This is a genomic window from Bombilactobacillus folatiphilus, from assembly GCF_023380265.1.
Taxonomy (GTDB): domain Bacteria; phylum Bacillota; class Bacilli; order Lactobacillales; family Lactobacillaceae; genus Bombilactobacillus; species Bombilactobacillus folatiphilus.
This window is the reverse complement of sequence record NZ_CP093366.1, coordinates 19365-33421: the sequence shown is the minus strand read 5'-3', so window position 1 is coordinate 33421 and position 14057 is coordinate 19365. Positions and strand designations below refer to the sequence as shown.

Below are 14057 nucleotides of genomic sequence, written 5' to 3'. Positions count from 1 at the left end.
AAGATTATAGGACATTATTATGGTTAATAATGTTACATAACTTAAGGAGTGTGAAGCAAGATGGTCACTTTAGGCCTATCATTATTATCGTTAGCAAGATTGCAATTTGCGATGACAACTATTTTTCACTTCTTTTTTGTGCCGTTTTCTATTGGACTAGGTTTTCTAGTTGCAATTATGGAAACAATCTACGCAATCAAAAAAGAAGATATTTATAAGAAAATGGCGCAATTCTGGGGGAAAATCTTTCTGCTCAGTTTTGCAGTCGGTATTGTCACTGGTTTAATCCAAGAATTTCAATTTGGAATGAACTGGTCGAATTATTCCCGCTTTATGGGGGATATCTTTGGTGCTCCTTTGGCCATTGAAGCCTTGTTAGCGTTTTTTATGGAATCGACTTTTATCGGCGTTTGGATGTTTACTTGGGACCGATTTAAACCGGGAATCCATGCCTTATTCATCTGGTTGGTTTCGATTGGTACCATGTTATCTGCGATTTGGATTTTGACCGCTAATAGTTTCATGCAGCATCCTACGGGATTTACGATTAATGCCAAGACCCATCATGCGCAAATGACTAATTTTGGACAAGTTTTGGGGAATCCACAATTGTGGCGTGTCTTCCCTCATCTGATTTTAGGCGCCTTTGTTTTGGGTGCTTTTGTCATTGCAGGAATGAGTGCTTGGGGGTTAATTCGCAAACAAAAAGATAAGCAATTTTTCAAAAAATCATTACGCTTTGGCTTGTGGTTTGGTTTAGTTGCTTCAATTGGTGTGATGATCGCGGGTGATTTTCAAACTCAAGAAATCATTAAAGATCAGCCTATGAAATTTGCAGCAACTGAAGGTGAATATGAAAATACGGGTTCACCAGCATCTTGGAAAATTGTTGCCACTTTTGACACCAAAGCTCATAAAACCACGCATGAAATTTCTGTACCTTACATGCTGAGTCTATTAGCTTATCACAAACCGGAAGGTTCTGTGAAGGGTATGAATACGATTAATAGGGAACTTCGGCAAAAATTTGCCCATAACAAGAGCCAAAGTATTCGCGACATTAAGAATTTTTACGTACCAACAACCGCTTTATTCTGGAGTTTTCGTGTGATGGCTGGTTTTGGCGCACTCTTTGCATTAGTTGCGCTAGTTGGTTTATTTTTCACACGACCAAAGAACAATATTATTGAAAAGCAACGTTGGTTCTTATATATTGTTGGTTTAACTATGTGGTGTCCATTTATTGCTAATACCGCCGGTTGGTTAATTACCGAATTAGGTCGTTATCCATGGATTGTTTACGGTTTATACACGATTGCAGACGCGGTGTCACCATCAACAACTGTAGGGCAATTAGTCTTTAGTAATATCGTCTTCTTCTTATTATTTGCTAGTTTAGGCGGCGTCTTAATTTATTACGCACGCCAGACTTTGCACAAGGGCTTAGATGCTATTGACGGCCCCAGTGCTACGCAAAAAGATATTCCGACTGCTGATCCGTTCGCAAAGGAGGCTTTTGATTAATGAGTGCATTACAATTTATTTGGTTTGTTTTAGTTTGTGTCCTTTTTATCGGTTTCTTTTTCCTAGAAGGCTTTGATTTTGGCGTAGGAATGGCTTCTGGTTTAATTGCTCATAGTGATGGTGAAAAAGCCACCATGACCAAAATTATTGGTCCCCACTGGGTTGTGAATGAAACTTGGTTAGTGACTGCTGGGGGCGCAATGTTTGCTTCATTTCCGATGTGGTACGCTAGTCTTTTCTCCGGTTATTACATTATGTTCTTATTAGTCCTTGTCGGCTTAATTATTCGGGGCGTTTCCTTTGAATTTACGGAACATGCCGAAACTGCTCGCGGACGTCACTTTTGGTATAGAGTTTTTGTAGCAGGTAGTTTACTAACACCGCTCGCCTTATGCATCATCTTCTTTAGTTTGATTCAAGGCGTCCCCATTAATGCAAGCGGTGATGTTCACGCTGGTTTCTTCGATGTGATTAACTGGTTATCCGTGGTTGGTGGCATTGCAGGCGTGTTGATGTCCTTAATTCATGGCTTGAATTACACGCGTTTAACCACAACCGGAATTTTACGAGAGCGTGCACGTAATCTGAATCGTTATCTTTATCCGTTATTATTTGTCGGCGAAGTAGTTTTTGCTCTACTAGTTATTTTTAAAACCGACTTCTTTACAAACAAACCTATTTCTAGCTCCCTCATTGTCATTATGATTGTTTTGATGTCCTTATTAGGCACTTGGGGCACTTTCAAGGATCATGAAGTTGCTAGCTTACTGGGTAGTGGGCTTTCCTTGGCGTTTGTCGTGATTTTAATCTTCAACGGCTTGTTCCCGCGGGTCATGATTGCTACCAATCCCGCTCACAATATTCTGATTCAAAATGCTTCTTCGTCACCAGCAGCTTTAGGTTTGATGACAATTGTCGTATGTATTTTATTACCGATTGTTCTCATTTATTTGACTTGGTCTTATTATATTTTTGCACATCGGGTCCCTTCAAAGAAAGCGACTGAATAACGTTATGATTGATAAACAATTATTTCAATTGCCTAAAATTAAATCACTTTTTAAAATGCTTGCAGGATTAACTATTCTGCAAGCTTTTATGATTTTATTGCAAGCGAGCTTTCTCACGAAGGCTTTGGTTATCTCTTGGAAACAATTAGCGCTACACAATATTTTGTGGCCCACGGTGGGCTTTTTAGCTGCTTTTTTAAGTCGCCACTTCATCAATTGGCTCAAAGATATCATGTTAGATCGTTTTGCCACCCAAACAACTGAAGATTTGCGTAATCAAGTTTTGCACAAAATCTATCAATCCGGTTCGCAAATTGTCGCTCACACTGGATCAGGAAATCTGGTAACCGAAACTTTAGACGGGATGGATCAAGTCAATAATTATCTCAATTTAATTTTATCTAAATTTATGAATATGATGATTATTCCTTGGATTATTCTGGTTTTTGTTTTTTGGCAAAATCGAACTTCTGGTATCATCTTGATTCTCGTTTTTCCCGTGATTATTCTCTTCATGATTATTCTGGGTTATGCCGCACAAGACAAATCCGAAGATCAATACGCACAATATGTCGTTTTGTCGAATCACTTTTTGGACGCATTACGGGGCTTGACCACTTTAAAAATGTTGGGTCTGAGCAAGGAATATGCTCATAATGTGCAAACTGTCAGTGAAAATTATCGAAAAAAAACGATGAGCACATTAACAATTGCCATTTTATCGACTTTTGCATTGGATTGGTTCACCACGTTATCAATCGCCTTGTTGGCCGTCTTTTTAGGCTTAGCTTTAATTAAAGGTACGATCCCATTGACACCAGCGCTCGTTACCTTAATTTTAGCACCGGAATATTTCTTGCCATTACGTAACTTCGCCAACGATTATCACGCTACTTTAGATGGCAAAAATGCATTCACTGCAGCCATGGATTTATTAAATCAACCAACCGTCAAAAACCAACAGCGCTTAGCGCCTTTTACATGGCAACAAGACAGTCGCTTACAGCTTAAGCAATTAGCTTTTCAATACGAATCCGACCAAGCAAATCTGCAGGATTTGAATCTGAAAATTAGCGGTTATCAAAAAATCGCGATTATTGGGCAATCGGGAGCTGGCAAGACGACACTCCTAGATCTTTTAAGTGGTTTTTTAGTTCCAAAGTCAGGGAAAATCCAACTTAATAACCATCAATTACCGCATTTAGCCCAAACTAATTGGCAAAAACAAATTGCTTATTTACCGCAGAAACCATATTTATTTAGTAAAACCATTGCCAACAATATTCGCTTTTACCAACCCAATGCAACGGATGATCAAGTCAAAATGGCAGTTCAACAAGCCGGCCTAACCGAATTCATCAATCATTTGCCTACTGGTTTAGAAACTAAAGTTGGCGAAGGTGGACGCGGCATTTCTGGCGGACAGGCGCAACGAATTATGTTAGCGCGCGCCTTTTTAGCTCAAGAGCGGCGGGTGTTACTGCTAGATGAACCAACTGCCCATTTGGATATCGAAACAGAATATAATCTCAAACAGACAATGCTGCCACTTTTTGAGAATCATCTAGTTATTTTTGCAACCCACCGCTTACATTGGTTGAATCAAATGGATTATGTCGTGGTTTTAGATCGAGGCAAAATCGTAGAACAAGGTTCCTTAAAACAATTACAGCAAGAAACCAGCGGACCGTTTTACGATTTAACATTCCATATGCGAGGTGAACAAAATGTGGAAGCATGATACATGGGTCAAACCTTATCTCAAGCAATACAAGGGTTTGCTCATCACAGCTTTATTATTAGGCGTGTTAACGACTTTTTGCGGTGGTGCCTTGATGTTTACATCTGGTTATACCATCGACAAATCCGCTACACATCCCTTTAATATTTTGTTGATTTATCCTGCAATTGTGATCACTCGTGCTTTTGGGATCGGTCGGCCTGTTTTCAAATATTTAGAACGCTTATTAAGCCATAATTGGGTGTTAAAAGTGACTTCTAATTTACGCACGCGTTTATACCAAACGGTCGAACAAGACGCTGCTTTTTTTAAAGAAAAATATCAAAGTGGTAATTTATTAGGTTTGCTGGCGGAAGATATTGACCATCTCCAAAATCTTTATTTGCGAACTATTTTTCCTACGGTGGTCGGACTGTTGTTGGCACTCATTATTACAGTTGGAATCGGTTATTTTGACTTACGTTTTGGTATCTTAATTGGCATACTATTGCTTATTGAAGTGCTTGTTGCCCCACTAGTTTCCACCGCCGTCGAAGCCGCCCGCCGAAGCAAGCAAAAAGTGTTGAAAGATCAATTATACACACAACTCACCGACAATATTTTAGGAGTTCATGATTGGATTTTAGCCGGACGGCAAACCGATTTTCAAAGTGCTACCACCAACACAGTCAAGGCGCTTAATCAATCTAAATTAAAAAGTAAGCATTTTCGTTGGCGGCGTGATTTTTCTTTGCAAGTTGTTTTAGGTCTAATGTTTTTAGTGTTGCTAATTTTTACCAACCTTTACTTCACTGGCACACAAGAACAAGCTAATTATGTGGCTGCTTTTGTCCTAGCAATTGCACCTGTGGGCGAAACGATTATTCCCATTAGTCAGGGCTTTGAAGAATATCCGACTTATCAGGATTCTGTTAAACGTCTGAATAATTTAGAGCCAACTATCGAACAATTGCCCACCCAACAGCATTTAGCGCTGCAAGACTTTCAAACGTTGCAATTAAACCATTTACAGTTTGAATATGACGCCGATTCACCGATTTTACTGACTGACTTTAACCAAACTATTCAAAGGGGACAAAAAGTTGCCCTCATTGGGCCCAGCGGGACTGGTAAAACGACGCTGTTACAATTAATTAACGGCGATTTAGCACCACAACAAGGGCAAGTGACACTCAATCAAATTCCTGTGCGTGCTTTGAAAACGGAACAACAACAATTGTTTTCGTTTTTGAATCAGCAACCCTTCTTATTCAACACAACCATTATGAATAATGTGCGCTTGGGTAATGAACACAAAACTGATGCACAGGTAAAAGCTGCTTTGGATGCGGTCCATTTAACCCCATTAATTGAACAATTACCGAATGGTTACGAAACATCGGTTCAAGAAGCTGGCGCCCGTTTTTCAGGTGGCGAACAACAACGCATTACCTTAGCGCGAATTTTGTTGCAAGATGCGCCGATTGTGTTACTAGATGAACCAACTGTGGGCTTAGATCCCATCACCGAAAATAAATTATTAGACACGATTTTTGACGTTTTACATGACAAAACAATTTTTTGGGTCACTCACCATTTACAAGGGATTAATCATGTTGATCAAGTCATCTTTTTAGCAAATGGTCAAATTGAAATGCAAGGCCAACCGCAAAAATTAATGCGGGAAAATCAACATTTTCAAGAGTTATATCGTATGGATCAAGGTGATTTTTAGCTCGAAAGGAGCCCTCTATGGATACTAAAATTCAAACTTTTTGGCAAAATTTTCAGCAGCAACATCAAGTATCAACCAACAAATATGAAGCTTGGAGTTTTGGTGCCAATCCCCAAATGGCCGACGAGCTAGCCCAGTTAGTCCTCAGTGGACAAAAAACCGCCACAACGTCAGCGTTAGAAACTTATGAATCGAACGAACCGTTACCCAAGGTCGGCGAATACAATATTATTTTAGACGGACAAAACCAGCCCGTTTGTGTGACGCAAACCAAAGTGGTGGAAATCATTCCGTTTGATCAAGTAAGCGCCGAACATGCCTATCACGAAGGCGAAGGTGATCGGACTTATGATTATTGGCGGCGTGTGCATGTTGATTTTTTTGAAACAGAATATCAAAAACTAACTTCAACTTTTAATTTGCAGATTCCTTGTGTTTGTGAAGTTTTTGAAGTTGTTAAATAGTCAGGATCAAAAAAAGACCGCGTTAGCGGTCTTTTTTATTGACCTTTTAACCTTGTTTTCTTTCGTGCAAATCAAACGATGCAACCAAACCTAAAATGGCAAAAACGAGCATTAAAATAAAACTCCAATGATAACCGCTAGCTAAAGCCACATTTTTTCCAGCAACAGCTTGAATATTAGAAACGAGCGAGACCACCAGCATGGCAATTGCGGTCCCAAAGGAACCACAAATTTGGCGCACTGTAGACGAGGCCGCATTAGCAATTTGTTTGGAACTGTATTAATCCCTGCGGTAAATGTCGTCATCATCGTAAAGGAAATCCCGACCATTCGCAAAGCATAACAGCCGCCAATCAAGACTAAGCTAGTTTGTGCATTAAACCACAACATGCCAAAACCGAAAAAGGACAATTTGCGAATACCTAATTTGTCATATAAAGTTCCTGAAATCGGATTACAAATAATCATTACTAATGCGCCGGGCATCATCACTAAAACCCGAAATCAATGCACTTTCAGAGCGGACTGTTTGTAAATATAATGGTAAAACCAGTTCAATGCCGACCATTGTAATATTACTAATCGTACTTAATAACGTACATAAATCAAATTGCCGATTCAAAAAGACACGGACATTTAATAATGGTTCATCTAATTTTAACTGCCGCCGACAGAATAAATAAATAATGACTAAGCCCAACACAAACACAATCGCCAACAGCCCAGTAATTCGGCCCGTATTGCCAATTTCTGACAAACTATACAGCAAAAAACCAAAACCGACCATTGCTTCTCCAAAGGACAACACATCCGTACGCTGCAGCTGAGGATCAGTTAAATTTTTAATCGTCAACAAGCCTAACACAAACACTAGTGCACTCGTTATACTCAAAATGACAAATAACATTTGCCAATCTGCATATTTGAGAATCAAACCAGAAATCGTCGGCCCGACTACGGGCCCAAAACCAATCACCAACCCGGTGATTCCCATTACCATACCCCTTTTTTCAGGTGGAAATAACATCAAAATCACGTTTTAGATAAAGGGCATTAAGCCTCCGGCAGCCATCGCTTCGATAATGCGCCCCGTCAACAAAACACCAAAATTCGGCGCAAACACGCAAACAACGGAACCAATGAAAAATAATCCCATCATTGTTAAATAATTTTGTTTTAAACTAAACGATTCAAAAATCCACGCGGACATTGGAATCATTAAACCGACCACTAATAAATAAGAAGTCGTTAACCATTGCGCTGTTGCTTGGCTCACTTGAAACGCCGTCATGATGGTCGGCAAGGCATTATTTAAGAATGTTTCTGCCAGTAAGGCCACAAATGACCCAAATAATAACACGCCCATCATCAAATTACGCTGACGATTACTAACCACCTTCAATTCTGATTGCAAAAGATCCCCTCCATTTTTGTATCAAGCTACACTTTGTCAAAAAAATCAATCCCTAAAAATTCTGAATCACTTGTGACAACGCCTGACTTAATTGCTGCTGTTGCTGCTGCGACAAAGATCCCACAATTTTTTGATCAATTTCATCCATCACTTGATAGATCGCTGGCAAATGCTGCTTTAACAAAGTCAAACCCGCCGGTGCTAAACTTAACGTCATTTGACGTCGGTCACTTGCCAGTGGTGCTACTCGAATCAAATGTGCAGCCGCTAGACGCCGCACAATTCCGCGAATCGTGGGATGACTTAAAACAAACTTATCCGCCACTTCTTTTTGCGTGACCGTATGATCTTTAGTTTCATAAAGATACACCATCAACGTAATCTGCGGACCAGTCAATCGATAATCCTGAATCAGGGCTGCCATCCGCTTATTCAATTCCTTTTCAATTAGCGTATTCGCAATTTTGATTTGTGGACCCAGCGTTTGTAACACATCATCAGCCATTTCAGCACCTCACAAATATGTAGCTTACTACATTTTTCTTTAAAACACAATCTAAAAAAGTCATGCTCAAAATTTGAACATGACTTTGAATTCAATTAATTTTCATCTTTGACATTAATCATTTCCAAAAATTGGAACGCATGCTGTTCATAACCAAATTTTAACACGCAGCAATTCTTGAGATGGGGCACTTTTTGCTTAGCTTCAGCGGGCGTCAAAATGCTACGGACAAAATTCATGCAAGCTCCACCATGACTAACAGCCAAAACGCGTTGATGATCCGGCTGCTCCATTATTTGCGTTAGCGTCTGAACCATGCGGTCTTGCACCTGCACATCTGATTCCCCACCAAATTGCAGATAAAAATCACCATAAGTATGGCGTTTGGGATCCATTTGCGGATTCAATTGCTCACTTTGACCCTCAAACACGCCAAAATTCCATTCTTTCAGTCCCTTTAGACGTTGATACGGTTGAGATGTCACACATTCTAGCGTATCACTAGCTCGTTCTTGCGTTGATGAATACGCATGATCAAAAGTAATCCCGTGTTGTTGAAAATACACTCCTACCTCTTTGGCGTCAGCAATCCCCTGAGCCGTTAATGGCGAATCACTCGCTCCTTGAATCCGATGTAATTGATTAAACATCGTTTGTCCATGTCGCATTAAATAAAGCTCTTGCATTATTCATTTCACTCCCCTATTTATTTCAACATCTTAGTATAAACTTGCTGTAAAATTGCCCCAAATTGTTCAATATCCAAATCATTTTCCGCAAAAAATTGTACCCACCACTCATTCATCATTTGACGTAATTGACAAACTTGCTTTTGCCCCAATTTGGTTAAATTAATCCGCTTGACGCGCCGATCATCACCATCGCATTGACGTCGAATATACTTTTTTTGCGCTAATGCTTTCAAATCACGGGCCAATAAACTCGGATCCAACATCATTTCCTGGGCAATCTCTTGCTGCTTGGCTTGCGGATGCTCATCAATAAACAACAACAAATCGCTCTCCGTTGCCCGTAAATCTAGACAACCTAAGCGCTGATTGACTTCGTTTTTAGAGCGCCGATAAATGCCTGCCACATATTTACTCAGGTAACAATAATCCACGATCGCTAAATCCTTTCTAATCTCCAGTTTATTGATGGCGCTTCAACAATTTACGCGTTAACCAACTCATATATTTCTTATAATGATTGGCCGGTAAATCTTCAATGAGAACTAGGGCCTTTTGCGAGTATTTTTTGGCCAAAGCTTGCGCAGCGGCCAAACCGCCACAATCCTGCACTTGTTGAGCAACATGCGCCACTTCATCATCTGACAAATTTTTTTTACCTTGCAAAAATTGCCACAATTCAGGATCAAGTTGCATCGCCAAAATCAGGGGAATCGTATAAACCCCGTTTTTCAAATCTTCTAGTTGCGGTTTTCCTGTCTGCTCGTCACCGCGATAATCTAAAATATCATCTTCAATTTGAAACGACATCCCAATATTATGACCAATAAAGCGCGCGTGATGAATTAAATGAGGCGTACTATGCGCTAAAACGGCCCCAAACTGCGCACTCAATTCAATTAACTGCGCCGTTTTACCAGCAATTTCGCGTAAATACATTTTAGTAGTGGCTTCTGGATTATAGTTCATCTTCAATTGATCCAATTCACCACGTAAAATCTTTTTCATCCCCGACGCATTCAATAATAAATCATCACGACTATTCGCAACTTCACTCACTAATGAAAAGTAAACGGTCATCAAATAATCACCGGCATAAATCGCATTGCGATCACCTAAATGCGCTTGAATCGTTTCAACATTCCGCCGTAACTTTGAATCATCAATTACATCATCATGAATCAAAGTCGCTAAATGCAAAACTTCCATGGCAGCAGCCGCTTTGATACGCGTTTGATAATCGGCCTGACCAAAATCACTAAAAATCAACAAAAAAGCAGGCCGAATCATCTTGCCGCCACTTAACACCTGTTGTTTAATCGGATTGGCAATCATTGAATCAAGGAACGTTAATTGTTCCAATATCAAATCTTGAACATCTTGTAATTGCTGGCGTAATTCGGGAACTTCCGACCACATTGAATTAATCATCTACAGGCACCTTTTCTTGTATTATAATCTTAATATAGTATATCAAAAATCAAGCGAGGTTTAATCAAACTTTGAAACCAAAAGTATTTTTAGAATTAGTCGAAATTAAAGCCAAAACTGCCAGTATTTTCCCTTTTTTACTGGGCGTTTTTTACACAGTTTATCATTACCATCACTTAGATTGGCTGAACACTGTTTGCTTCTTTATTGCTATGCTCTTATTTAACATGGCCGTCGATATTAATGATAATTATTGGGATTATAAAAATGCCGATCATGAAAAAGGGCAGACGTTTCGCCAAAAAACGAATGTGATTGGCGTTAATCATTTAAATATTCACAAAATTGGGCTGTTAAATTATTCATTTATGATTATTGCCGCTCTGATTGGTCTATTTTTGGTTTACCGAGTTGGTTGGCTCTTATTAGTTTTAGGACTATTCTGCTTTGCGGTCGGTTTTTTATACGCTGGTGGTCCTTTTCCGCTAGATTCTTTGCCCGTGGGCGAGTTTTTTGCGGGTTTTACGATGGGCTTTATGATTTTTTTGATCAGTGTTTGGATCAATGTGCATCAACTTTTGGCGTTCAATTGGACCTTAATTGGTCCGCTGCTCGTGACTGCTGGCTTATCAATCTGCGCCATTGCTTCGTTATTGTTAGCGAACAATATTTGTGATTATCAAGAAGATTTGGATTTGGGTCGGCACACAATTGTTCGTTTTCTTGGAGTTAAAAACAGCTTGTGGTTTTATGCTATTTTAATTATCGTTGGTTTTATCTTCATGATCGTCGCTGTTTGGCAGCGTTGGATGCCGTGGACGACTTTATTAACCTTACTCACAATCCCCGCAATTTACAAAAATACGAAACAATTTTTTGCTGTGCACATTAAAAGTCAAACGTTCAAATTAGCCGTCAAAAATTTATTTATTATTACCTTTGTTCAAGTTTTGAGTTTTGGTTTAGGTTTATTCTTCAATTAAAAAAGCTGCCGTTTAAAGGGCAGTTTTTTTATTATCAATTAATTCATAGGTATCACGAACAATCATCAATTCTTCATTCGTTGGGACTACCCAAACTGCAATCTTCGAATCAGGTGTACTAATGCGTGCTTCTTGTCCTCGGACTTGATTCTTGACAGGATCAATATGGACACCCAGATGTGCTAATTGTTGCCCGACCGCCCAACGCAAATCGGGATCATTTTCACCAATCCCCGCTGTGAAAACTAATGCATCAGGTTGCTCTTTTAATAAAGCTAGATAAGAACCTACATATTTGACAATGCGATTCACAAACATATCTTGCGCCAGTTGCGCTCTTTTGTTACCGGCTGCTGCTGCCTCATCAAGATCTCGTTTGTCATTGGAAACACCAGAAACACCTAATAAACCTGACTTGTGATTCAAAATTTTCATCAAATCAGCAATTTTGAAGATACCTTCTTTTTCCATCAAATAAGGCAAAATTGACGGATCTAAATTGCCACTCCGTGTCCCCATCATTAAACCTGCTAACGGCGTAAAACCCATTGATGTATCAAGAGCTTGCCCTTGTTCAATCGCTGTAATTGACGCACCACTACCAATGTGCAAAGTAATCAAATTAACTTGTTCTACCGGTTTATGCAATAATTGCGCTGTACGCTTCATAATATAGCGATGACTGGTTCCGTGAGCGCCATATTTACGCACATGATCGCGTTGATAATATTTTAAATCAATCGGATATAAATAATTAACCGCCGGCATCGTCGCATAAAAAGAAGTATCGAACACGGCCACTTGCTTTGCCTGAGGCAATAATTTGGCAAAGACCTGAATATAGTAGGCTTCCGTTGGGTTATGTAAGGGAGCCAATTCGCCTAAATGTTCAATTTTTTGCGTTGTATACGGTGAAATCGTCGTCGATTTTTTAAAAAGTTCCCCGCCGGAAACAATCCGATGACCAATTCCTTGAATATCTTCTAACCGATCAATAATCCCCAAACTTTTCAGTCGTGTTAAAATCAGCGTCACCGCCAATTCTTGGGTGGTAATCGCCTCTTGCTTTTCAAACGTTTGTCCTTGACCATATTGCGCTGTAAACACGGCATTTTGACTACCTAATCGTTCAATTTGTCCATGAGCAATTTGTTGTTCTTGGGGCATCTGATAAATCTGCCACTTCAAACTCGAACTGCCTGCATTGATCGCCATTATTAACATTTATCTTCCTCCATTCAACTTTTAAATTCAGTATACTGGAAAGAAACCGATTCCACAAAAGATAATAATTCAAGAAAGTTGAAAATAATGAAGTATATCTGTTTTCAGAATCCTCGAATAAGTTTATAATAAAAGTTAGAATTACATAACAAAGGAAGGATTATGTTTATGGCTCACATTGTAATTTTAGGCGCAGGTTATGCAGGACTTGGCACAGCACGCAAGTTGGCAAAAATTGCTCCTGCCGACACAAAGATCGACTTAATCGATCGCAATACTAAACACGTTGAATCAATCGAACTTTACCAAGTTGCTGCTGGTTCAGCTGACGCTGATAAAATCAGTTTTGATATCCGTGGTGTTTTACCCAATAACGTTAACTTTATCCAAGCTAATGTTTCTAAGATCGACTATGAAAACAAAACGGTGGAATTCTCAGATCATGATGATATGACTTATGACTATGTTGTTGTTGGTTTAGGTTTCCGTTCCGAAAACTTCGGTATGGAAGGTGCCGACCAATACTCGTACAAATTGCAGGATATCCCGACCGCGGAAAAAATTTACGAAGTTATTAATTCTAATATCCGCAATTATAAACAATCACAAGATCCTAACGACTTAAACATCGTTGTCTGTGGTGCTGGTTTCACAGGAATTGAATTATTAGGTGAATTAATTGATACTGCCAAAATTTTAAAGGCTAAGTATGATGTTCCCGAAATTAATATTACTAGCGTAGAAATGGCTCCGCAAATCTTACCAATGTTTGATTCTGAATTGGCCAAATATGCGGTTGATTTCTTGAGCAAAAATGGCATCAAGATTATGACGAGTGCCAAAATCAAGAAAATTGAACCAAACGCTGTCGTTTATACCAAGGGTGATAGCGAAGAAGAACAACGGATTTACGCTAATTCTATTATTTGGACCGTTGGTGTCAGTGGTAGTGACGTCATCAAAGATTCTGGCTTTGAGGCTCGTCGTAACCGGATTACTGTTACAGATTATTTGAACGTGGAAGATCATCCTGAATTATACGTGATTGGTGATGATTCAGCTTCCATGGATCCTCAGTCCAACCGGCCATTACCAACAACTGGTCAATTAGCTTTGGCGCAAGCTGAAGTGGCTGCTGAAAATATCGTGGCTGACTTGAAGAAGCAACCACAAAAGAAATTCGTCTACAAATCTAAGGGAACGATTGCTTCTTTAGGACCTTCCCATGGAATTGCCGAAATTACCAAGCCTCATTTAAAACTAAAGGGTAGTATGGCCGCTTTGGCAAAACGCTTCTCCTTTGAACAAGTTTTATATGAAGTTGGCGGCATCAAGGGTTTGCAAAAAAAATAATTCAG

At 39.5% G+C, this 14057-nt stretch carries 13 protein-coding genes and 1 pseudogene; 7 read left to right on the top strand and 7 right to left on the bottom strand.

All coding sequences use genetic code 11. The features are described from left to right. Positions 1 to 60: 60 nt before the first annotated feature. Genes MOO45_RS00155 through MOO45_RS00135 form a run of 5 tightly spaced genes read left to right on the top strand, consistent with a single transcriptional unit; the run spans position 61 to position 6453 of the window. Positions 61 to 1524 (top strand): cytochrome ubiquinol oxidase subunit I, encoded by a 1464-nt coding sequence (locus MOO45_RS00155; protein ID WP_249514419.1) that lies wholly within the window; start codon positions 61 to 63, stop codon positions 1522 to 1524. Then, the gene (cydB, locus tag MOO45_RS00150) at positions 1524 to 2534 is read left to right on the top strand and encodes a cytochrome d ubiquinol oxidase subunit II (protein WP_249514418.1); all 1011 of its coding nucleotides are present in this window, start codon (positions 1524 to 1526) and stop codon (positions 2532 to 2534) included. The genes MOO45_RS00155 and cydB overlap by 1 nt, the downstream gene beginning before the upstream one ends. A gap of 4 nt (positions 2535 to 2538) precedes the next feature. After that, entirely contained in the window at positions 2539 to 4275 is a 1737-nt protein-coding gene (gene cydD, locus MOO45_RS00145; protein ID WP_249514417.1) for a thiol reductant ABC exporter subunit CydD, read from the top strand. Then, entirely contained in the window at positions 4262 to 5989 is a 1728-nt protein-coding gene (gene cydC / locus MOO45_RS00140) for a thiol reductant ABC exporter subunit CydC (RefSeq protein ID WP_249514416.1), read from the top strand. Before cydD ends, cydC begins: the two co-directional genes overlap by 14 nt. A gap of 17 nt (positions 5990 to 6006) precedes the next feature. After that, positions 6007 to 6453: an ASCH domain-containing protein gene (locus MOO45_RS00135; protein ID WP_249514415.1), complete on the top strand. Its 447-nt coding sequence runs from the start codon at positions 6007 to 6009 to the stop codon at positions 6451 to 6453. Positions 6454 to 6499: 46 nt separating this feature from the next. Here the strand turns inward: MOO45_RS00135 and MOO45_RS00130 are convergent, their stop codons facing one another. The 6 genes and pseudogenes from MOO45_RS00130 to MOO45_RS00105 form a co-directional block, all read right to left on the bottom strand. Next, on the bottom strand, positions 6500 to 6694 hold the full coding sequence (locus tag MOO45_RS00130) for a hypothetical protein (RefSeq protein ID WP_249514414.1): 195 nt from the start codon (positions 6692 to 6694) through the stop codon (positions 6500 to 6502). 213 nt (positions 6695 to 6907) lie between these two features. Next, positions 6908 to 7819: pseudogene (locus MOO45_RS00125) on the bottom strand (MFS transporter). A 100-nt stretch (positions 7820 to 7919) separates the two neighbouring features. Further along, the gene (locus tag MOO45_RS00120; protein ID WP_249514413.1) at positions 7920 to 8372 is read right to left on the bottom strand and encodes a MarR family winged helix-turn-helix transcriptional regulator; all 453 of its coding nucleotides are present in this window, start codon (positions 8370 to 8372) and stop codon (positions 7920 to 7922) included. A 95-nt stretch (positions 8373 to 8467) separates the two neighbouring features. After that, positions 8468 to 9058, bottom strand: coding sequence for a histidine phosphatase family protein (locus tag MOO45_RS00115; RefSeq protein ID WP_249514412.1), 591 nt, complete (start codon positions 9056 to 9058; stop codon positions 8468 to 8470). Positions 9059 to 9078: 20 nt separating this feature from the next. Next, positions 9079 to 9495: a MarR family winged helix-turn-helix transcriptional regulator gene (locus MOO45_RS00110; RefSeq protein ID WP_249514411.1), complete on the bottom strand. Its 417-nt coding sequence runs from the start codon at positions 9493 to 9495 to the stop codon at positions 9079 to 9081. A gap of 28 nt (positions 9496 to 9523) precedes the next feature. After that, the gene (locus tag MOO45_RS00105) at positions 9524 to 10492 is read right to left on the bottom strand and encodes a polyprenyl synthetase family protein (RefSeq protein WP_249514410.1); all 969 of its coding nucleotides are present in this window, start codon (positions 10490 to 10492) and stop codon (positions 9524 to 9526) included. Positions 10493 to 10563: 71 nt separating this feature from the next. Between MOO45_RS00105 and MOO45_RS00100 the strand changes: the two genes are divergently transcribed. After that, positions 10564 to 11475 (top strand): 1,4-dihydroxy-2-naphthoate polyprenyltransferase, encoded by a 912-nt coding sequence (locus MOO45_RS00100; protein ID WP_249514409.1) that lies wholly within the window; start codon positions 10564 to 10566, stop codon positions 11473 to 11475. 12 nt (positions 11476 to 11487) lie between these two features. Here MOO45_RS00100 and MOO45_RS00095 read toward each other — a convergent pair whose 3' ends face one another. Continuing rightward, the gene (locus MOO45_RS00095) at positions 11488 to 12699 is read right to left on the bottom strand and encodes an acetate/propionate family kinase (protein WP_249514408.1); all 1212 of its coding nucleotides are present in this window, start codon (positions 12697 to 12699) and stop codon (positions 11488 to 11490) included. A gap of 168 nt (positions 12700 to 12867) precedes the next feature. Here MOO45_RS00095 and MOO45_RS00090 point away from each other — a divergent pair, with 168 nt between their 5' ends. Then, complete coding sequence (locus tag MOO45_RS00090; protein WP_249514407.1) at positions 12868 to 14052, top strand: NAD(P)/FAD-dependent oxidoreductase; 1185 nt, start codon at positions 12868 to 12870, stop codon at positions 14050 to 14052. Positions 14053 to 14057: the final 5 nt, after the last annotated feature.

Coding starts and splice junctions, on each gene's coding strand:
- MOO45_RS00155 (WP_249514419.1), top strand. CDS start 61: ATGGTCACTTTAGGCCTATCATTATTATCGTTAGCAAGATTGCAATTT.
- cydB (WP_249514418.1), top strand. CDS start 1,524: ATGAGTGCATTACAATTTATTTGGTTTGTTTTAGTTTGTGTCCTTTTT.
- cydD (WP_249514417.1), top strand. CDS start 2,539: ATGATTGATAAACAATTATTTCAATTGCCTAAAATTAAATCACTTTTT.
- cydC (WP_249514416.1), top strand. CDS start 4,262: ATGTGGAAGCATGATACATGGGTCAAACCTTATCTCAAGCAATACAAG.
- MOO45_RS00135 (WP_249514415.1), top strand. CDS start 6,007: ATGGATACTAAAATTCAAACTTTTTGGCAAAATTTTCAGCAGCAACAT.
- MOO45_RS00120 (WP_249514413.1), bottom strand. CDS start 8,372: ATGGCTGATGATGTGTTACAAACGCTGGGTCCACAAATCAAAATTGCG.
- MOO45_RS00115 (WP_249514412.1), bottom strand. CDS start 9,058: ATGCAAGAGCTTTATTTAATGCGACATGGACAAACGATGTTTAATCAA.
- MOO45_RS00105 (WP_249514410.1), bottom strand. CDS start 10,492: ATGATTAATTCAATGTGGTCGGAAGTTCCCGAATTACGCCAGCAATTA.
- MOO45_RS00095 (WP_249514408.1), bottom strand. CDS start 12,699: ATGTTAATAATGGCGATCAATGCAGGCAGTTCGAGTTTGAAGTGGCAG.
- MOO45_RS00090 (WP_249514407.1), top strand. CDS start 12,868: ATGGCTCACATTGTAATTTTAGGCGCAGGTTATGCAGGACTTGGCACA.